The sequence below is a fragment of the Flavobacterium plurextorum genome (genome assembly GCF_024638035.1).
Lineage (GTDB): Bacteria > Bacteroidota > Bacteroidia > Flavobacteriales > Flavobacteriaceae > Flavobacterium > Flavobacterium plurextorum.
Genome location: NZ_CP100442.1, coordinates 4,661,640 through 4,682,335, shown reverse-complemented (window position 1 = coordinate 4,682,335; position 20,696 = coordinate 4,661,640). Strand labels below are relative to the sequence as shown.

Here is a 20,696-nt window from a genome sequence, read left to right as displayed (position 1 = left end):
CAGAAATGAAAAATGATATTGAAAAAAGGTCAAAATTCTAAATTTAACATTTAGTTTTTTTGACCTTTTTTAGTTTTAAACATTCTGAAAGCACAATCAGCAATCATATTCGTATATCATAGTTTATCAATACATTATATAATTCCTTACAATAAGTTAGATAGAATTAGGTGGTCAATTTACTCCGGAAAATGGTGGTCAAATTGACCGGTTTTTCCAATACACTACTCTTTTAGAACAAATCATCAAAAAGCTTCCTCCACAGCAGCAAAAAATATATAAAATGGCCAAAGAAGAAGGCATGTCATATCAAAAAATTGCTGAACTCTTAGACCTATCTCCTTTGACAGTAAAGAAACATATGGTACAAGCTTTAAAATTTATTCGTATTCAATTATCCAGACATATTAATCTTATTATTGTAAGTGCTAGCTATTTTTTCTCACAAAACTAATAAGATTAAAATTTAAAATTGACATCTCCTAAACTACTTCCCCCTCTTCTTTTAAATTGTCTTTACAATAAATACATATTTGATTTCAAAACGTGATGATGCTCATCACAAAGAAAACCGGCTTATTACCAACTATTAATTCTTTCCATATTCTAATATCAGATTTATGTAGACTTACATAAAATCTGCATTTAAAGATTACTTGCTTATACCGTTACCACTACAGGGGTGCCCACAGTTATCTGATTGGCAATTTCTGTATATATATCTGCTGTATTCTCAGGAGTCTCAATTGACACTATCAAAGAATAACGTAGTGAGGAATCATATTTTTCATGCTTTTTTAATTCTTTCCACCAGCCTGATGCAAGAGGAAAAACCGCTAATTTATTACAAGCTGCGATCTCAGCAGCAGATCCTCTCCAATAATTACTGTGTATTGACCCTTTAAAAACAGTATCAGCTCCAAGTGCCCATCTATGTGTACCTGTAGTTTTATCATAGTCCCCAGAATCTAATTTTTCTACTCCTAAAAAATCTTTTAAATCATCCTGTTCTATTTTATTGGTTCTCAATTTGAAGTTACCAAAATCTTCTCCCGGGTTTATTAAAGAAAATTTCAAAGCAGTTGATTGATAAGCATATTTGGTTGTATACCCTCTATCCCCTGGATTAGGCTCAATAAAATAGGACAAAGTAACTCTTAAAGTAACATCTGCAGTTCCCAAGTCCTCCAGAATTTCCTTTGGCCATGGAAATTCATAGTAATGAATTTGATTTGTTTTTACAGTTCCGTCTAATTTATAAGGCTGGATAGTCTGCTCCGAGATAAAAGTCAGATAATTTGATTTACATTCAATAGCTTTCGCAAGATTAGGAACACCGTAACCGACAATTTTAAGAAGTTTTAAAACATCGCCGACCTTAGTGACATCAATATTAAACTGAGCAATCATTTCCTGTGTCCAGGATGAAGAATGAATCATCAAAGCTCTTAAAGTTTCTTGCCAGGCCTCAGGATATACATCTCTAATCTTAGCCAAAAAATTAGCGGCAAAAGCGGTTGCTGAACTTGTCGCGTTCATGGTTGTAAAATAATTTCTGTAAGAGTTGTGTGCGACCGTCAAAACCTCTAAATTGTCATGCCCTTCCACATCTCCATTTTGAAGACGAATTAAATTTCCTCCTTCAAAAACTACTTCTGGTTTGATCGGCCAATTTGAATCCCATGATGACGATGTTGTACTGTGAGGGGACAATTGAAATTTCTGAGCTACTGTATTTATATTCTCCAGTATCTTTTCTGTATAAGCTCCAATACTTATTGCATTCCAAGACTGCGCAGGACTCTCCACCGAAAGGTCTAAATTACTGGTTGGATAATTTTTCCAGTTATATTCCTCCCTGACATTGCCGGCACTCACAACAAATAGTTTTTTATCATCCGGGTCATCTCCAAATATAATACTGTCTAAAACTGAGGAATAGGTCGAAGGTTTTCCAAAATCTACCTGAAAACCAGTTGTAACGGCCATGCAAAATATTCTCTTATGTTCAGGGTTATTTAAAATAATCCTACTAACGGCATCGAGAGTTATTGATGGTAATTTATTATTTTCATTTGGATAAGCGGGATGCAAAATTTTTATGGATTCTAATTGATGATGAATAGATATTGGGACTCTATTCTCGAGGATTGAATTCAAATTTCCGTAAACAGCCACTCCTGCCATATTTGTCCCGTGGCCCAAACTGTCATTAATACCCCAGTTGGGATCAGCAGTAAGTCGATCTACATCTTCTAAAACCGGTTCAATAAGTCTGGGACCATTATTTACCCCTGTATCGAGTATAGTAATAAAATTATTGGTTTTCGTGAAATCTACCAGTCCTAAAGCGTCCTCTATCCACCCATTGTTTTCAGTATTGGTGCCTTCAATCCAAAAACTGTTTAGTTCCTCGGTTTTACGAATTTCAGCTATAAGACCAACAGAGGCTATAAGCTCATTGAGCTGGGCATAATTTGCCTTTACAACCATGATCGAGCGTTGTGGGAAACTTAAAATCCCATCGAGTATCTGAATGCCAAAAAAAACACAGATTTCCTTTAACGACGGAACTACATAATCTAAATCGACATTTTCAGAAACAAGCCATAGCTCACACCACAACGGCGTTTCTTTGGGCATGCTCTCGAGCGAGCTGCTCCATAGATTCTCCACAGAAGTTCTGCTTATCAATTCTATTTTCTCAACCAGAGCTTGATTTGCAGGTTTTCCATTAGTATCATTCCTTATATAATTTTCAACTTTTTGTACCAGCTTTTCTTTCTGGTCCTCTGGAATATAAAGAGTTGCCGTTTGCTGCTTTGTTTCTTTATCAACGCTTAAATTTAACAAGACTGCTCCGCTGGAATCTAAGGCATCAATCTTCAGACTGTCCTTTTCAGCACTCTTAAAAGTTAGATACTCGCCATCTTTTACCGGCAGGCCTTTCTCGTTTCTTAAGCTTACATCTTCAGCATGTAAATGCCATATTTCACTTAAAGACCGAAGCAGCGCCTCACCATGGGTAGCTCTTTCCCTTGGAGGCAAAGCTTTATCGCCTCCCCTGCTGCCAGACGGCGTTGTGTAGTTTTCTGAGGAATGTACATTTTTTACAAATAGATGGGGTTTAGAATTTTCACTCATGAATTACTAAAAATTATAACTGATTTTTCTATCCTTCATCATTTGAACTAATAATTTTTGTGTTACTAAATTTTTATCGGTAAGTATAATTTCTTTCAGTGCATCATTACAGGCATTTGTAATCTCTGCATGAGATAATCCATTTGCCGCGTCAACAGAAGATTTGAGAGCAAAGTCACCAAGGAATTTATTAAGCTTGAGTTTAATTAGTTCCTCAATTTCAGCCTTAGTTGGTAAAGTGTAAGTTATGATATCATCAAAGCGTCTGAATAACGCAGAATCTAATATTTTTATATTATTGGTAGCCCCAAAAATGATGCTTTCCGATGAGTCCTGTTCAATAAACTGCAGAAATGAATTTAATACCCGACGCATTTCTCCCACCTCATTATCTCTTCCTCTCTCTGCCCCAATTGCATCAAATTCATCAAATAAGTAAACCCCTCTGTTGGATATCATCATATCAAAAATCTGCCTAAGCTTTGAAGCAGTCTCACCCATATATTTTGTCATTAGCTTATCCATCATAACAACATATAAGGGTAATTTTAATTCAGCTGATATAGCAGAGGCCGTAGCCGTTTTCCCAGTACCTGGAAGTCCGGACAATAAAACTTTTCTTCGATTGTGAAGACCATGTTTTAAAATTTTATCACGCTGTTTATATTCTCTTATTATTCGGTTTAATTTATTTGAAATATCAGTAGAAAGAATCAGCTCGTTTAACCTGTTTTCAGGATAATAAACAAGAACTAAATCACTTAAATCAGGATTTATCCTAATAACTTTAAAACCATCAGTCTTTGATCTGTCAACTAACTCTTTAATCTCTTTTGCAATAGACATGTGACCTTGCCTGGCTTCATGCGCAGCTACCTGAAGTGCTATAGAAGTGAACCTCTCATTATCATTTTTATAATGAGACTGCAATAATGATTTTAATTGTTCCGCTGTTGCCATATCGCAAAAGTAATGAAAAAAGGTTGTAAATATATCTTAATTAATTTTGTAAGTTTATTTCTAAATTATTTATTTACTTTGAGTTATGTTAAAGTACAGAAAATAATATAACAATCATACTAATAATTTCGATCTTCCATGAAAAAAATTGATCTACAGAATAAAACCTGCATATATCTCGATCAATTTGTTGTCAGCAATCTCATTGACCAAACTAATGATACTTGGAAGGAAATTAGAAGCTTGCTTGAATTCAATTATTCTAAAAATCTCCTTTACTGCCCTATGTCTCATCAGCATGTTCTTGAGACTGCAAAAAAAGAAATTAATAATGCCGTTATTCATGATGAGTATTTTAGAAAACTGTCCGACAACTATATATTTAAAAATGAAATATTTTTAACTTCACAATTGATATCTTCCTTAATAAGAGGAAACAGACATACTATAGATACCTTTCTCGAAACAGGTACTTTCAAAAGCTTCAATGAGAACTACTCGCAAATTAATGAAGTTAATAAAGTTTTTAATGAAAGTATTAATTACCACGTTCAATCTCAAAATGCCATTAGAAAAATTACAGATGGAAAAACTGAAAAGAAAGTTGAAAATAAGTTTTTACAAGCAATAAAAAACATCGAGGTTGAAAATTTTATCGAAAGACTGGAGTTTTGTATCAAGAAAAAACAGATTTACATAAGACCCGATAATTATGGAACACATGAGTTTCCCAATTGGATTGATCAGCTATTGTTTCAGTTGGCTCACCGACATTCTTTTAAGGAAATTCATTTCACACAGTTTTTAAATGAACTTAAAGTAAATGGCTTTACTAGAATCCCAACATTGAATATACGATTCTCATTAGGGGCATATCTGACAGTTAAGCATAAACAGGAAAACGTAAGTGATCACATAGACATAATGAGAATAACAAATGGTCTGTTCGCATCTGATATTTTTTTTACTGATAAAAAACGAAAATTTGAAATTATAGAATTAGGATTGGATAAATTATATAATACCAAGGTGTATTGCGGCATCGAAAAAGATCTTATTGATTTTAAGTATTATCTGCAGGATCTGAAATAATCCATTATTTTTAATTAAATATAACAGGCCTTTTGAAGTTGAAAACTGCGCCTAACTTCTCAATTATCGTCCCTCTTTGCATGGTTATCATGATCTTTCATAAACTAAATTATTAACTCGATATAATTTTTTCATGTGTTTAAGTACCGTAACATTATTTTCTGAAATCCTTACTACGAGAAATAACCGGATTTGCAAAATATCCATATTCATTTTTTATTTCCTGAACCAACTTTGCGAAATTCTCATCGATTTCAGGAAGATAAAACGTGAATAGGTCAAAACAGCTATCCCCACTGGAATTGCTGCCCATTGAAATTCCAATAATCTTTTTTGCAGTTGGATTTTCATACCTCGCTACCATACATCTCAGTTCCAGTTCAATTTCCTTTTCTTCCCAGTTTTTATCCGATAGAGGCATAAAAACATACGTATGTTCGGCATTATCTAAAGGTTTCAACATGCGCCCCTTCAACTTGTTTTTAATTGTGTTTTCCAGAACACTGCCGAGTTCAATCCTGTTCATCCGCGACTCAAGATTGATTGTTCTGATTGCTTCCTCCATTTCTTCCCTCTTTTCTTTGGAAGTACTCTCGGTTATATGAGATTTGTGAATTTGCTGAATTATAAAGTCCCATATATAACTAACTGTAATATCGTCCTGCCATTTGACATATTCAGAAGTTCTAATATAATCTTTCCAAAGATCTTCTCCTGCAATGACTGTACCCTGCGGAAGATCATAATCTAATCCTGTCTGAAGATAATAGGCAAGAAAATCAACTTCACTTGGCAGCAACATTGTTTTATCAGATAAAAAATCCTTTTTAGCGCTCAGGTAATTGGTAAAATCTACTATGGTATCCAGTTCGCTTAATATCGTTGCAGTCGATCTTTCATCGAAAACGTGAATATATCCCTTGTCAAATTCTCCCGTCGGTAATGGAAAAGATTCAGGACTTCCAAAAGCGATTGCGATCCTGTGGGTAATTCTCGACTCTACACTTGGAAGCTTTACTGCAATGTCTCTGTTTTTGAGAAGCACTTCCTCAACTGTACTAAGATATCTCTCGGCGCCGTGTATCTGATCAATGGAATCGTATATGGCTTTTTTGACCCATCTGTCATACTGAATCATCACATCATTATGCTCGGAAACCCTAATATCCTTAACCGAAATTATAATAACTATGTTGCCGCAGATAATCAGGACATCACAAAGCTCTTTGCCTTTCTTTCCTATTGGATTGGGAAAACTCCAAAATGGCAGAAACGATTTTTCGCATAGATCAGCTACGTATTTTTCAGATGGTGTCATACCTGTTTTTTTTAAGTTTGATAATTATTTAAGCTTCCATACCATGTCCGTTATAAAAAAGTACTTGATTTATTCCTTCCTACTATTGTGCAATAATTTATTTAACACAGCACTAGTCGTTAGAATCATTTATTTTTCGAATAGATTAAAATTTGCATGTAGATCTTGGGAAACATCCATTGCGTGGGTCTTAATGAACTCAATATACTTCTCCATGTTTTCATCCTTTATTTCCTTAAAAAGCCTTTCAGACATTCCCCAATTCTCAATCCTTGCCGCAAATAAATCTGTCAGTTTGTATTCTAACTCTTCAATACCCAGATTATTCCATGATTGGACATAGCTTTCAATCCAAGGTGTTGAATAATTTTTATGATAACCAATTAAAATTATTGTATCATCCTCTCTGGGAATAATATGTATATATACATTTTCTAATTCCTCCAATTGGCTAGAGTTTGATATATTGTTATCCATTGGACTAAAAATAGCCGAAGCATAAACATCTATTTTATCATATATATAAGTGTGGTAAATAAAAGAAGAAGTGTTTTGTTTAATCTCCTCTTCAAAAATCGCTTTTATCTTTAATAATTCTACAATACCAAGGTAGTGACCATTGCATAATTGCAAAATCACATCTTTATTTACTTCATCGTCTAATCTTTGGTCTTGAAACACTTCTATATAAGTGGTAAAATTGATTTGTTTTTTTCGCAGCTCGGCACAAGTAACCCGGTAGCTAAACAATAAAAAACTGTTAAGAGATGTAAAGTCAGGATTGGAAGACTCTATAGATTTGAAAATTTCACTGTCATGCTTCTTACAAAACACCTCCAATGATAGAGCTTTGTTGAGTCCCACACGAACAAATTCAATTGGCTTTCCTTTTTTGACCCAGTGATTTGGGTCAATCATTCTGGCTTCGATTAGAAAGCCATTCTCACTTAACCTATTTAATATCCCTTTTTTTGTAAAAAATGAGAATTAATGCAGTTTTCAAGGCAATCTTCCGCCAGACATGACCAGTCTATCTTTTTGACTTTATTGTTAATTTCGGCAATTATTCTTTCTTTCATATTTTTATTATATTTAATAACCAATCCGTAAGAAAGAGCTATTGACAAATATATCTTTTATGATATAAAATTACATTTATTTAATAAAAGCAATTAAACAAATGTGATATTATAAGGATTCTTTTAATTAAGATCTTAATCATTAGAAATTAAAAGCCAAAATATTCCATTTGACGACATCTAATTTCTAGCAATATAGTTAAAGTATACTTTTAGATGACGTTTAATAAAAGTATACTATGAAACCATTTACTTTTGATCAAATACCTATCATGATGAACAAACTTCATGATAAACTAGAGCACTTGGAAAAGCTTATTTTGAGAATATCTATTACAGAAGAAAATAAAAATGAACTTTTGAATGTTGAACAAGCATCAAAACTTCTAAATCTATCTGTAGCCACAATCTATAGTAAAGTATGTAGGAAGGAAATCCCAGTTAATAAGAAAGGGAAACGTATTTATTTTTACAGGCATGAGTTAATGAAGTGGATTAAATCGGGTCGGGTAAAAACCTATACAGAAATGAAAAATGATATTGAAAAAAGGTCGAAATTATAAATTTAACATTTAGTTTTTTTGACCTTTTCTAGTTTTAAACATTCCCAAAGCACAACCAACAATCATATTTGTAAATCATACTCTTCCAATACCTTGTATATTCAAAATTTGTATTATGTTTGTATTAAACAACTCCCATGGGTTTTTGTTATCTCAATAAGGATACTTTGTTTTATTTTTCGATAGTTTGCTTTAAATTGGACCATAATTGTACCACTAAAGTTGAGAAACCTTTTAAAATATGGAATATTAACTTCTGCATCGGAATATTGCAACAAGTATTTTAATATGTGAAACCACGTTTAAAACTTAAGTACTATTATAATATTTAAAAATTCACCTGCCTAATTGTTTAAAATTTGAATTTGTTTCAACATCTTTCTTTATCTCAGAGATAGTTCTAATACGGCCAGATTTGATCCATTCCAGTAATTCCTTACGATAAAAGTACAGACGTTTTCCCTGCTTATTAGCAGGAATCTCATTCCTGCAAACTTTAGTATAAACAGTCGCTACAGACAATTTTAATAATTTTGCTGCTTCAGAAACGGTAAGAAGCTCATCTTCCACTACAGTAGTACTATGTAATATATTTTCTTGCAAAAGTTTTTCAATATTTTCGATTTTTACAAATAATTCTCCAATTAGATTGGGAAGATCTTCAAATTTAAATGATTCCATACTTAAATAAATTTTAATGATTTTGAATGACTTTGATTCTAATTTTAATTCATATCATCTAAATTAAATTAGATATGTAAATTTATGGAGAATTAATTTATAGATAGGCAAAATTGTATTAGCTAAGTTTGGCTTTTTTTATTTAATTTCACCATTAATAAGAATTACAATATTCACTTACAATAAGTTAACATATCTTTTTTTTTCATAAATGTGTTGTTATATGATTTTTATGGCAAAATCGTGGCAATATAGGTTTGGACTGGCTACCTTTTTTACCACAAAAAATTAAGCAATTTTTAAGATATATAACAAGTCTAAGTTTTATGGCAGAATCGTGGCACATGCTAATATTGAAATAAACAATACCAGCAAAACCAAGTTCTAGCAAGTTTAGGTTCGAAACTTTTAGAAAAACACTGTAAATTATCTTTTTTTTTTAGGCTCGACCCCACTCTATCTCAAAGCTAGAGCTTCATAAAATTCTGAAAATTTTGTTTTTATTTTCTACTTTTCAATTGATTTTGTCACAAAACAAATTGTATTATCTGCCTATTTATTGTTGTTTAACTGAGACTAAAAATCGGTTTATCTCTGAATTTTTTAGAAAATTCTTTAGGTGTGACTTTTTTCTTTTTGAAGAGCATTATTTGATTTGGTTATATGAAATTTTAACTAACGTTATGACGCTATTACTAGTTGTTTGAATTACGAAATTGTGTGTTTTCAGTTACCAGATGTTTTTTTATTCTATTATAGGGCAAACAATTTCATAAGGCTCCTTTGGGAAACCGTATAAAATCATCTTTTTCCTATCAATATATTTTATCGGAATCAGTTTGTCATGATAAATATCTGAGTAAAATGAAAGAAATAAAGTGTCATCTAGTTTTTCAAGTAAAATTCTACTTCCTTCTTTGTTTAAACGTTTGTTTATTTCTTGTATCACTGGCGAATCCAAATCTTCATTAAAACGTATATTCATTTTTTCACCATTCCAATTAAATTCAAATTTCAATTTCTGAATTTCATTTTCAGTTAGTTTGGTTTCAGTTGCACTTAGTTTTTCATAATCATTTTCGAATATGCAATCTTCTGTTACAGATTCATTATCACTTAAGACTTTGTAAATTTTCCCATTGCGAAAAAATCGAACCCGATTCAGATTTATACGTTTAAGTTTTACTTTGCTTATTTGTTCATTTGTATTTTCTTTGGCAATTTTTACTAAAGATATATCTCTACCTTTTTCAACCCAAAAATGTTTAATTTCATTTTGATTAAATTCTATTATTTCGGGTTTTCCATAGTGGTCTGGAGTTTTAATAAATAACCAATTTTCTTTCATATACAGATTTTCTAAAATAAATGGTAACTGATAAACTTCGTGGGTTTATTATCATCAAATATATAATAATAAGCATATAAATCATCAAAAAAGGCCTTTAGTTTATCGTATACTTTTGTATGAATATAATTTTTGGATATGCAAACAAAAACTGGAGAAAAAGTTAAGCTACATTTTTATAATTAGTTAGTTTATTAAATTCTTCAATTGTTTTATAGTTCAAAGCCGAATGTCTTCTTTTTTTATTATACCAAATTTCGATGTATTCAAAAATTTCAAGTTCCATCTGTTCTCTAGAAATCAATTTACTTCCATAAACCAATTCCGTTTTTAAAGATTTGAAAAAACTTTCAGCAACCGCATTATCCCAGCAGTCTCCTTTACGGCTCATACTTCTTGTGATATTTTTATAAGAATCCAATACATTAGTAAATTTTTTATTGGCATATTGGATTCCTCGGTCAGAATGGAATATTAATTCACTTGCAATTGTTCTGTTCTTTACTGCCATTTTCCAAGCCGTCATTGTAGTTTGTTTAGTGCTTAGTCCATTGCTTAAACTCCAGCCGACTATCTTTCTGTCAAATAAATCTAAAATGATGGTCAGATATAAAAATCCATCCTTTGTCTGTATATAGGTGATATCTGAAACCCAAGCCTTTGTTGGTTCGGTTACTGTAAATTCTCTTTTCAGGATATTTGGCACAACAAAATGATTATGTTTTGAATTGGTTGTTACTTTGAATTTTTTACTCAATTTGCTGTACAATCCTAACTGCTTCATGTATTTAGCTACAGTTATTCTGGATATCTGATATCCTTGGCTTTGGAGTTCCAGAGTAATTCTTGGGCTTCCATATCGTTGTTTAGCATTAAAGTATATTGACGTAATTTCTTCTTTAATCAGAGCAGTCTTCCTCTGTCTTTCTGATAGAATCTGTCGCTTCCAATTATAGTAGCTGCTTGGACTTATTTTTAAAACTTTGCACATCTTTTCAATCGAATATATTTTTTCATGGTCTTTTATGAAAAGATAAATCATCGACCTCCCTTGGAAAAGATGCTTATAGCCTTTTTTAGAATATCACGTTCTAATTCTGTTTCTTTTAATTTTTTTTCAAGCTCATGGATTTTTTCCTGTTCAGGGCTAAGTTTTAATTTTCCTTTCCCAGGAAAACTTCCTGTTCCAAATTCTTGGTAATCCTGACGCCATTTGTAAAGCAAAGGTGCTGTTATTCCAAGTTCCTTGGCTAATTGTGAGATATTATCTCTTTCATAACTTAATTGGACTGCTTTCTCTTTAAAATTGCGGTCATAAGTTTTACGATTATCTTTCATGCTCTAAAGTTAAGATTTAGTTCTTAACTAGAACTCCATGCTAAGTTAGCACATCCATTGTTCGTTTTATAGCTTTATTTCAAGGATGATTAAGGAGTAGATGCTCGTTTTTTATTTCAATAAATAATGCTGCAAAATTATAGCGTGATTTATCTCTGGATCTTTTGCCCCATATAGTAAAGTTACATCCTCATTTTTTGCAATGGATCTTACTCTGTTTATTTCATCGGTTTTAGCCATTAATTCCTGGATGTAGAGCTTAGAAAATTCTTCAAAACGTTCTTCTTTGTGGTCAAACCATTTTCTGAGTTCGGGCGAAGGCGTAATTTCTTTGTCCCACTCATCAATCTGTAAGTCTATTTTTCTTACTCCGCGTGGCCACAATCTATCGACCAATATCCGATAAGATCCATCAGCGGTTTTGTTGTCGTAAACTCTTTTTATAGTTATCGTTTTCATCTTAAAAGTTCTTTTTAAAATCGGATGGTCTAAAATTGGTTAACTGGTAAAAAGTATTGCTAAAAGCAGGCAAACTGCCATATCCAACTGTATATCCAATTTCGCTCATAGATAAGTCGGTTTGTAACATTAGTTCGATAGCTTTTACCATTCGGAGTAATTTCAGGTATTGTAAAAAGGAAGTGTTTAAAGTAGACTGAAACAAGCGAGATAAAGTACGCTCACTTAATCCAAACTGAGAGCCTATACTATGCAGAGAATGGGTATCTGATATATTGTTCTGAATCCATTCTAAGATAGGCTTCATACGCTCATTTTCTGTAAAAGGCAATGCAATTGGAAGTCTCTTGGCACTTATTTCAGGGAGAATATTTTTAATGACTGATAAAAAAAGATAACGACTCTCACCCGGGAGTATATGCCCATCCCAAGACTCAGAATATTTAATCATTTCCATCAGCAGGTCATTAATAGGATAGATGCCTACCTCTGAATAAAAAGGATGTTTGTCATCATCATGGGTATAAAAAAATAAGGAACGCAAAACGGTTCCCGAATGCCCAATTTTTAAAATGTGTGTTAATCCCTGAGGAACCCAAAAATAATGCCTTGCGGGAATTACATAATTCCGGTCATTTATCTGCAGATACGCTAATCCTCCTTCCACATATGACAATTGCCCTTTAGTATGACTGTGGTGCGGAATGAATTTTTCAAAGCGCTCATGCATCACAAAAACAGAGGATGATAAATTGTCGATTTCAGGTAAAGAAGCAATTAGGCTCATGAGAATATGGTTTATACTGAGGGTTATATCAAATATACAAAATGCAATTTATAATAGGAATTTTACTTAGAGCAAAAGCTATTTCAAACAAAAGTAAAAGAACTTTTCGGTCGAATAACAACTAAAATTAACATTGGCTTGAATGATTAAATAATCGTCTATTTTGTATAAATAGTAAGAGGCTTTTGGATTATATCTTTGTGGTCTAAAATAAAATTATAATGTTTGTCGATACATCAAAAAAACTGATTTGCTTCTTTTTAACCTTACAATCCTCATTACTTTTCTCCCAAAACAAATTGATTCCAAGCCCTGAATCAACTCCATTATCGATAGATCAGATGTGGAAAAATGTGATTGATAACAGCAAGAAAATTCACTTGAATAGCTTAGAATCAAACATTGCTGAAGAAGAAATTTCAGAAACCAAAATCGAGCGTCTTCCTGAAATTAATCTAAAAGGAAATTATGAATATGCCACCAATATTCCGGTTTATGAAAACGGCCTTTTTAGTAAACCGACCCAACATGAAGTGATTCACTGGTTGTATAAAGTAAGTACAGATATGTACCTGAATATTTACAACGGAAATAAATTAAACTTAAAAATAGATAAGAAAAAGACGCTGTTTGAAATTGCCAAAGTGCAAAAAGAGATGACGGTTTCACAAATCAAATTACAAGGAGCAGTCTATTATCTGAATTTGCAAAGGAGTCATATTTTTAAAGAACTCATGATCAAAGATATTGCTAATCAGGAAAAACAACTACTGGAAATTAAAGCGCTTTATAAAAATGGTGTGATTTTAAAAAGTGATGTCCTGAGAGTAGAACTCAAATTATCCAATCAGAAAATGATGCTTGTTAAAATTGAAAATGATATTGCCATTGCCAATCAAAAACTCAATATTTTAATTGGGCTGCCTGATTTGGAACTGGTAAATCCGTATCAGGAACTAGATCCTGAATTATTTGAATTGCAATCTTATCAAAGTTATTTGGAAGTAGCAAAGAATAAATCATATGATTATCATATTTCAGAAAAGACAGTCAATTTAAGAAAAATAGAGCTCAAAAGTACTAAAGCCAATGTAAAACCAAAAATTGGAATGTATGGTGAATTTTATCTGGCCAACCCTCAAATTTTTCTGTATCCCTATTCTCCTAGTAATTATACTCTTGGAATTTTTGGAGTGAGAGCATCGATACCAATTTCAGAGCTTTATATCAACAGACCAAAAGTAAGAGTAGCTCAATTGAATTTAGAAAAGGAAGAAGTAGAACATCATGACATCGATGATAAAATACGACAACAGGTTTACGAAAACTATCTGCGCTTTAAAGAATCACTCATAAAAATTGATGTAGCCAAGAACGATGTAGCTCAATCAGATGAGAATGCAAGGATTGTAAAACAAAACTACTTTAATCAAACGGCACTTATTACAGATCTCCTGGATGCCGATATTCAATTATTGCAAAGCAAATTTGATTTCGCTTCAGCAAAAATAGCAGCACAAATTCAATACTATCAACTTCAAAATGTTTTAGGAACACTATAAAAAATGAAAAATAGAAACACGTATACCGTTACAGACAAATTAATAACCAAAATAACAGGTTGGATTGCAATAGGCATAACATGCATTTTAAGTATTTGGGGTATTGCATCCTTATGGGATATTTACAAAAATGAAAAAACAAATGATGCTCAGGTTCAGGAGTATATAAATCCCGTGATTTCCAGAGCAGGAGGATTTATCACTGAAATTAAATTTGAAGAAAATCAGCCAGTAAAAAAAGGGGATACTCTTTTGATTATTGATAGCAGGGAATATCGTATTCAAGAGCAGCAAACAGAAGCGGCACTCTTAAATGCAAAAGCCCAACTTGAAGTTTGGCAAAGTAAAGTGTTAACACTTAACAAAACAGCCAAGGTAAATCTATCAAAGATTAATGTGGCTAAAGCTGAATTAAGAAAAGAAGATTTGGACTATACCCGATATAAAAAATTAGTTCAGGCAGAATCAGCAACACCTCAGAAATTAGAAACTATTGAAGCTGCCTACAATATAGCTGTAGCTGAAAGGCAGGCGACTACTGATAAATATCAGGCATCATTATCTGAAATAAACGATGCAAAGTCGCAAGAAGCAGTTGTTAAGGCTGAAATAACAAGACTTGAAGCGTTGTTGGATCGTCATAAATTAGATGTCACTTATACGGCAGTTACGGCATCTTATGATGGTTTTATGGGGAGAAGAACCGTTGAGAAAGGCCAGATGATCGATGCCGGGCAAGTATTAGCGTATATTGTTAACGCAGAAACCGATAAATGGGTGGTGGCTAATTATAAAGAAACACAAGTAGGCTCGATGAAATTAGGTGATACGGCCTGTTTTGTAGCTGATGCGTATCCGGAGAAAACCTTCAGGGGTGTTATAATCTCTTTTTCGCCCGCTACAGGTTCTAGTTTTTCGCTGCTTCCTCCGGATAATTCAACTGGGAATTATGTGAAAATTGTGCAAAGAGTTCCAGTAAGAATACGTGTTACAAACCCGAAAAACGAAGCTGATTTACTAAAAGCAGGAATGAACGTAAATGTTTCAATTGCTAAAAAACAAAACTAAAATGCTTCCAAAAGGATTTTTATTTAAAAAATGGGTTCCGGAGTGGTTGATCAAAATAACACTCTTTATTGTACTGCTTCCCAGTTTGGTTTTGTTTTTTCTACCCATGGCAAATATCAATGCCGCTGCTGGCAATACAGGAAGCGAAACTTACGACGTGTATTTTTCAGTGGCTTTATTTTATGCCGGTTATGTTAGTTTTTTTTCTCTGGAAAGACGATTTTTTAAATTTCTGGCAGCAAAGGAATATTTTATAGTAATTACCATTATCCAGATAATAAGCTCTTATATCTGCTACAGTACAAAAGAGATGACTGTTTTATTCATTTTCCGGTTTATTCAGGGAATGGCTTTTACAATGACGGTAAATTTATCCTTAGCACTTATTTATGCACGTTTGAGAACAGAGCGGGCACGGGTTATTGGGTACTCTATATTTTTTGGAATGCTGGTTTGCATGATTCCTTTTAATAATTTTATAACGGCACAAATCATCGATTCCTTTGATTTTAATATTGTATATAAATGTGCCATGTTTTCGTATTTACCGAGTCTTATAGCCCTTCTTTTATTTATGAACAATGTCAGGCTGGATGTTAAATTTCCTTTGTATCAATTAGATTGGGCGAGTTTTTTATTCTATGCCATTTCAATTTGTCTTATAGGTTATATCATGGTTTATGGTCAGGAATATTATTGGCTGGAGGATAAACGCATTTTTTGGAGTGTAATTTCGATCGTTATTTTCGGAGGTCTTTTCATTGTGAGACAAACCAGATTAAAGCGTCCTTATTTTGATTTAGAGGTTTTTAAATACAGGAATTTCAAAATCGGAGCACTTATAATTGTAATTTTTTACATCTGTCGTTTTGCTTTTTCGATTACCACAACGTATTTTTTGACTGTTTTAAAATTAGATCCTATTCATGTTGGACAGATCACTTTAATTAATGTTTTGGGAATCATAATTGGTGTGATTATTTCTGGTGTTTTTGTATTGCAACATCGTCCGATACGTTTGTTATGGATTTACGGTTTTTCCTTATTACTGCTGTATCATGCCTGGATGATTTTTCTTTTTACCACCCAAGCCAATGAAAATAACTTTTATGCGCCACTACTCGTGCAGGGACTAGGTGTTGGAACTTTAATGACGCCTTCTATTATTTTCATGGTTTCCTCTGTGCCAGAGCGATTGAGTGTGACGTCGGCAGGAATGTGTTTGTTTATGAGATGTTTTGGTTTTTATGTCAGTATTGGTTTAATGAATTACTTTGAGCTATATGCTAAAAGTAAACACTTTAATACTTTTCAGGATAAGATTTCTAATCTTAACCCTGTCGCCCAACAATCTGTAAATAATTTTAAAACAGCACTGATTCAAGACGGAGCGACCCCACATTACGCTGCAAAGGCCGCCAATAAAGTATTAATTAATTCTATTAATGCGCAAAATCACATTAGGTATGCGATTGATTATTATGAGATGATTTGCGCAATGCTGATTGTAACCCTTATTGTAGTTGCTTTATTTCCGTATATAAACCGCACCGTTTTAACGCTGTCTAAAAATCAGCCTTCACCTTTCTAAAATTTAATATCATGTGGACTCTTTACAGTATTGGCTTTTTAACGATACTTTTTTGTATCATTTATAATACGATTCGAAAAAAAAAGGCACAGGTAACTTCAAAATTCTCAATACTAATTCATTTATTGCTAAAGCTGGACAAAGAGCTGGTGGTAGAAAATGATGGTAAGGATGACATAACATTATTTTCGTCTAATTTAAGAGGGGCTATTGCTGTTTTTTTTGCTCAATATTCTGGTATAATTTCCATTATTATCGAATCCAATACCATTGAAAACAATAGCCAAAGAAGAGAATGGATTTTTTTGGATAATTTAAATCAGTACTTGATTTTTAATCTTATACTAAACGATCTTCAAAGTTTTCACAACAGTAGTTTTGATCAACAGATACTCCAGAAATTAATTGATAAAAGTAATCATAACATGCAAAGAACTATTTTGTCAAATGGGTATTCTCCCTACAATATAGCGCAATCTTTATTTGTTATAGCCTTTTCAGAAGTAGAGAAAATAAACAATTTTCAAAAAATCAGTCAGAAAGGATCTTTTGAAGTACTTTTTTTTAATTGTGTGGTAACACTACAAAAAAGCAATATAAAACAGCAAAATGAATTATGGAATCAATTGCTGACGCTGCTTATTTTTTATCTCGAAAATCATAATTTAATGAATCAAATCAAAGATGTCGAAAAACTCTTAACGAACAGATTAGCCCTGTACGGGGAACAAATACAGGAGATAAAATCGAATCCTGATTACGATTATAATAGGCTTTATGATTATTTCTTTGTAAAACCTTTAAAGCTTCATTCAAAAATTAAATCAAAAGTAATACAGACTTCAAGTTTGTCCAGAAGAATACAAATGGCTGGTTTTTCTAAAATGGTACTGTTTATGATCGCAGATATAGAAGAAAAATTGCCGATTTTACAAAACTTAATATTCTAATGAGGTCATAAAAGTATTTTGATTTTACATTATCCAGTCAAATATTTGTGCAAATGAGCCTTTTTTGGACTGTATAAAATTCAGCCCGAGTAAAATGATTACCTTTAAGTTACCTCTAAATAGAATCCGTTTAGATGACTTTTTAGAGATATGAAACTAAAAAAAATAATTAAAACATGAATCCTTATACTGATTTAACAGAAGCCTTGGAGGGACTTATCTGGATGTGCTAACTTAGCATGGAGTTCTAGTTAAGAACTAAATCTTAACTTTAGAGCATGAAAGATAATCGTAAAACTTATGACCGCAATTTTAAAGAGAAAGCAGTCCAATTAAGTTATGAAAGAGATAATATCTCACAATTAGCCAAGGAACTTGGAATAACAGCACCTTTGCTTTACAAATGGCGTCAGGATTACCAAGAATTTGGAACAGGAAGTTTTCCTGGGAAAGGAAAATTAAAACTTAGCCCTGAACAGGAAAAAATCCATGAGCTTGAAAAAAAATTAAAAGAAACAGAATTAGAACGTGATATTCTAAAAAAGGCTATAAGCATCTTTTCCAAGGGAGGTCGATGATTTATCTTTTCATAAAAGACCATGAAAAAATATATTCGATTGAAAAGATGTGCAAAGTTTTAAAAATAAGTCCAAGCAGCTACTATAATTGGAAGCGACAGATTCTATCAGAAAGACAGAGGAAGACTGCTCTGATTAAAGAAGAAATTACGTCAATATACTTTAATGCTAAACAACGATATGGAAGCCCAAGAATTACTCTGGAACTCCAAAGCCAAGGATATCAGATATCCAGAATAACTGTAGCTAAATACATGAAGCAGTTAGGATTGTACAGCAAATTGAGTAAAAAATTCAAAGTAACAACCAATTCAAAACATAATCATTTTGTTGTGCCAAATATCCTGAAAAGAGAATTTACAGTAACCGAACCAACAAAGGCTTGGGTTTCAGATATCACCTATATACAGACAAAGGATGGATTTTTATATCTGACCATCATTTTAGATTTATTTGACAGAAAGATAGTCGGCTGGAGTTTAAGCAATGGACTAAGCACTAAACAAACTACAATGACGGCTTGGAAAATGGCAGTAAAGAACAGAACAATTGCAAGTGAATTAATATTCCATTCTGACCGAGGAATCCAATATGCCAATAAAAAATTTACTAATGTATTGGATTCTTATAAAAATATCACAAGAAGTATGAGCCGTAAAGGAGACTGCTGGGATAATGCGGTTGCTGAAAGTTTTTTCAAATCTTTAAAAACGGAATTGGATGTGCTAACTTAGCATGGAGTTCTAGTTAAGAACTAAATCTTAACTTTAGAGCATGAAAGATAATCGTAAAACTTATGACCGCAATTTTAAAGAGAAAGCAGTCCAATTAAGTTATGAAAGAGATAATATCTCACAATTAGCCAAGGAACTTGGAATAACAGCACCTTTGCTTTACAAATGGCGTCAGGATTACCAAGAATTTGGAACAGGAAGTTTTCCTGGGAAAGGAAAATTAAAACTTAGCCCTGAACAGGAAAAAATCCATGAGCTTGAAAAAAAATTAAAAGAAACAGAATTAGAACGTGATATTCTAAAAAAGGCTATAAGCATCTTTTCCAAGGGAGGTCGATGATTTATCTTTTCATAAAAGACCATGAAAAAATATATTCGATTGAAAAGATGTGCAAAGTTTTAAAAATAAGTCCAAGTAGCTACTATAATTGGAAGCGACAGATTCTATCAGAAAGACAGAGGAAGACTGCTCTGATTAAAGAAGAAATTACGTCAATATACTTTAATGCTAAACAACGATATGGAAGCCCAAGAATTACTCTGGAACTCCAAAGCCAAGGATATCAGATATCCAGAATAACTGTAGCTAAATACATGAAGCAGTTAGGATTGTACAGCAAATTGAGTAAAAAATTCAAAGTAACAACCAATTCAAAACATAATCATTTTGTTGTGCCAAATATCCTGAAAAGAGAATTTACAGTAACCGAACCAACAAAGGCTTGGGTTTCAGATATCACCTATATACAGACAAAGGATGGATTTTTATATCTGACCATCATTTTAGATTTATTTGACAGAAAGATAGTCGGCTGGAGTTTAAGCAATGGACTAAGCACTAAACAAACTACAATGACGGCTTGGAAAATGGCAGTAAAGAACAGAACAATTGCAAGTGAATTAATATTCCATTCTGACCGAGGAATCCAATATGCCAATAAAAAATTTACTAATGTATTGGATTCTTATAAAAATATCACAAGAAGTATGAGCCGTAAAGGAGACTGCTGGGATAATGCGGTTGCTGAAAGTTTTTTCAAATCTTTAAAAACGGAATTGGTTTATGGAAGTAAATTGATTTCTAGAGAACAGATGGAACTTGAAATTTTTGAATACATCGAAATTTGGTATAATAAAAAAAGAAGACATTCGGCTTTGAACTATAAAACAATTGAAGAATTTAATAAACTAACTAATTATAAAAATGTAGCTTAACTTTTTCTCCAGTTTTTGTTTGCATATCCAAATTAATTTATCCCATTGAAGATACTAAACAAGAAGAATTTCTTTATGAATTCGCATTTTATCACAATATCTTAAAGAGAACTTGATTGAATTTTTAAATTATAAAACTCAGAGAGAAAACTAACAATATAACGCATAAAGTGGTACCCAATAAGTGAAACTTCATGCGGTCTGCAAGACCCAGCAAGAAGTCTTACTT

Annotated in this window: 18 protein-coding genes and 1 pseudogene; 10 read left to right on the top strand and 9 right to left on the bottom strand. The window is 32.5% G+C overall.

What is annotated here, in order from left to right; genetic code table 11:
- Positions 1 to 160: 160 nt before the first annotated feature.
- Positions 161 to 454, top strand: a complete 294-nt coding sequence (locus NLG42_RS20440) for a sigma factor-like helix-turn-helix DNA-binding protein (protein ID WP_307774320.1) — start codon at positions 161 to 163, stop codon at positions 452 to 454.
- A 206-nt stretch (positions 455 to 660) separates the two neighbouring features.
- On the opposite strand, the gene NLG42_RS20435 is transcribed toward NLG42_RS20440, so the two are convergent.
- Both NLG42_RS20435 and NLG42_RS20430 read right to left on the bottom strand, forming a co-directional pair.
- Positions 661 to 3,144, bottom strand: coding sequence for a S8 family peptidase (locus NLG42_RS20435; RefSeq protein ID WP_257682173.1), 2,484 nt, complete (start codon positions 3,142 to 3,144; stop codon positions 661 to 663).
- A gap of 6 nt (positions 3,145 to 3,150) precedes the next feature.
- Positions 3,151 to 4,104, bottom strand: coding sequence for an AAA family ATPase (locus NLG42_RS20430; protein WP_194616991.1), 954 nt, complete (start codon positions 4,102 to 4,104; stop codon positions 3,151 to 3,153).
- A gap of 138 nt (positions 4,105 to 4,242) precedes the next feature.
- On the opposite strand from NLG42_RS20430, the gene NLG42_RS20425 reads away from it, so the two are divergent.
- The gene (locus tag NLG42_RS20425; protein ID WP_257682172.1) at positions 4,243 to 5,196 is read left to right on the top strand and encodes a hypothetical protein; all 954 of its coding nucleotides are present in this window, start codon (positions 4,243 to 4,245) and stop codon (positions 5,194 to 5,196) included.
- Positions 5,197 to 5,350: 154 nt separating this feature from the next.
- Here the strand turns inward: NLG42_RS20425 and NLG42_RS20420 are convergent, their stop codons facing one another.
- The gene (locus tag NLG42_RS20420) at positions 5,351 to 6,514 is read right to left on the bottom strand and encodes a hypothetical protein (protein WP_257682171.1); all 1,164 of its coding nucleotides are present in this window, start codon (positions 6,512 to 6,514) and stop codon (positions 5,351 to 5,353) included.
- 129 nt (positions 6,515 to 6,643) lie between these two features.
- Entirely contained in the window at positions 6,644 to 7,432 is a 789-nt protein-coding gene (locus NLG42_RS20415; protein ID WP_257682170.1) for a hypothetical protein, read from the bottom strand.
- A 400-nt stretch (positions 7,433 to 7,832) separates the two neighbouring features.
- On the opposite strand from NLG42_RS20415, the gene NLG42_RS20410 reads away from it, so the two are divergent.
- Positions 7,833 to 8,156: a helix-turn-helix domain-containing protein gene (locus NLG42_RS20410; RefSeq protein WP_257682169.1), complete on the top strand. Its 324-nt coding sequence runs from the start codon at positions 7,833 to 7,835 to the stop codon at positions 8,154 to 8,156.
- Positions 8,157 to 8,492: 336 nt separating this feature from the next.
- On the opposite strand, the gene NLG42_RS20405 is transcribed toward NLG42_RS20410, so the two are convergent.
- The 5 genes from NLG42_RS20405 to NLG42_RS20385 all read right to left on the bottom strand — a co-directional run bounded on the left by NLG42_RS20405 (position 8,493) and on the right by NLG42_RS20385 (position 12,769).
- Entirely contained in the window at positions 8,493 to 8,837 is a 345-nt protein-coding gene (locus tag NLG42_RS20405) for a helix-turn-helix domain-containing protein (RefSeq protein WP_257682168.1), read from the bottom strand.
- A gap of 745 nt (positions 8,838 to 9,582) precedes the next feature.
- Positions 9,583 to 10,185, bottom strand: a complete 603-nt coding sequence (locus tag NLG42_RS20400) for a hypothetical protein (RefSeq protein ID WP_257682167.1) — start codon at positions 10,183 to 10,185, stop codon at positions 9,583 to 9,585.
- A gap of 163 nt (positions 10,186 to 10,348) precedes the next feature.
- Positions 10,349 to 11,523, bottom strand: a protein-coding gene (locus NLG42_RS20395) for an IS3 family transposase (protein WP_257681532.1) whose coding sequence is annotated in 2 segments (ribosomal slippage) — positions 10,349 to 11,253 and positions 11,253 to 11,523 — 1,176 coding nt in all. Because the reading frame shifts where the segments join, the coding sequence is not laid out codon by codon here.
- 111 nt (positions 11,524 to 11,634) lie between these two features.
- Entirely contained in the window at positions 11,635 to 11,982 is a 348-nt protein-coding gene (locus tag NLG42_RS20390) for a DUF488 domain-containing protein (RefSeq protein WP_257682166.1), read from the bottom strand.
- Position 11,983: 1 nt separating this feature from the next.
- Positions 11,984 to 12,769 (bottom strand): AraC family transcriptional regulator, encoded by a 786-nt coding sequence (locus NLG42_RS20385; RefSeq protein WP_257682165.1) that lies wholly within the window; start codon positions 12,767 to 12,769, stop codon positions 11,984 to 11,986.
- A gap of 221 nt (positions 12,770 to 12,990) precedes the next feature.
- Here NLG42_RS20385 and NLG42_RS20380 point away from each other — a divergent pair, with 221 nt between their 5' ends.
- From NLG42_RS20380 to NLG42_RS20350, 7 genes and pseudogenes are all read left to right on the top strand, one after another.
- Positions 12,991 to 14,331: a TolC family protein gene (locus NLG42_RS20380; RefSeq protein ID WP_257682164.1), complete on the top strand. Its 1,341-nt coding sequence runs from the start codon at positions 12,991 to 12,993 to the stop codon at positions 14,329 to 14,331.
- 3 nt (positions 14,332 to 14,334) lie between these two features.
- On the top strand, positions 14,335 to 15,399 hold the full coding sequence (locus NLG42_RS20375; protein ID WP_257682163.1) for an HlyD family secretion protein: 1,065 nt from the start codon (positions 14,335 to 14,337) through the stop codon (positions 15,397 to 15,399).
- A 1-nt stretch (position 15,400) separates the two neighbouring features.
- Positions 15,401 to 16,990 (top strand): efflux MFS transporter permease, encoded by a 1,590-nt coding sequence (locus NLG42_RS20370; RefSeq protein WP_257682162.1) that lies wholly within the window; start codon positions 15,401 to 15,403, stop codon positions 16,988 to 16,990.
- Positions 16,991 to 17,001: 11 nt separating this feature from the next.
- Positions 17,002 to 17,940, top strand: a complete 939-nt coding sequence (locus NLG42_RS20365; RefSeq protein ID WP_257682161.1) for a hypothetical protein — start codon at positions 17,002 to 17,004, stop codon at positions 17,938 to 17,940.
- Positions 17,941 to 18,218: 278 nt separating this feature from the next.
- The gene (locus NLG42_RS20360) at positions 18,219 to 18,518 is read left to right on the top strand and encodes a transposase (RefSeq protein ID WP_257682160.1); all 300 of its coding nucleotides are present in this window, start codon (positions 18,219 to 18,221) and stop codon (positions 18,516 to 18,518) included.
- On the top strand, positions 18,515 to 19,252 hold the full coding sequence (locus NLG42_RS20355; protein ID WP_257682159.1) for an IS3 family transposase: 738 nt from the start codon (positions 18,515 to 18,517) through the stop codon (positions 19,250 to 19,252). The genes NLG42_RS20360 and NLG42_RS20355 overlap by 4 nt, the downstream gene beginning before the upstream one ends.
- 40 nt (positions 19,253 to 19,292) lie before the next feature.
- Positions 19,293 to 20,467, top strand: a pseudogene (locus NLG42_RS20350) (IS3 family transposase).
- The last annotated feature ends 229 nt before the right edge of the window (positions 20,468 to 20,696 follow it).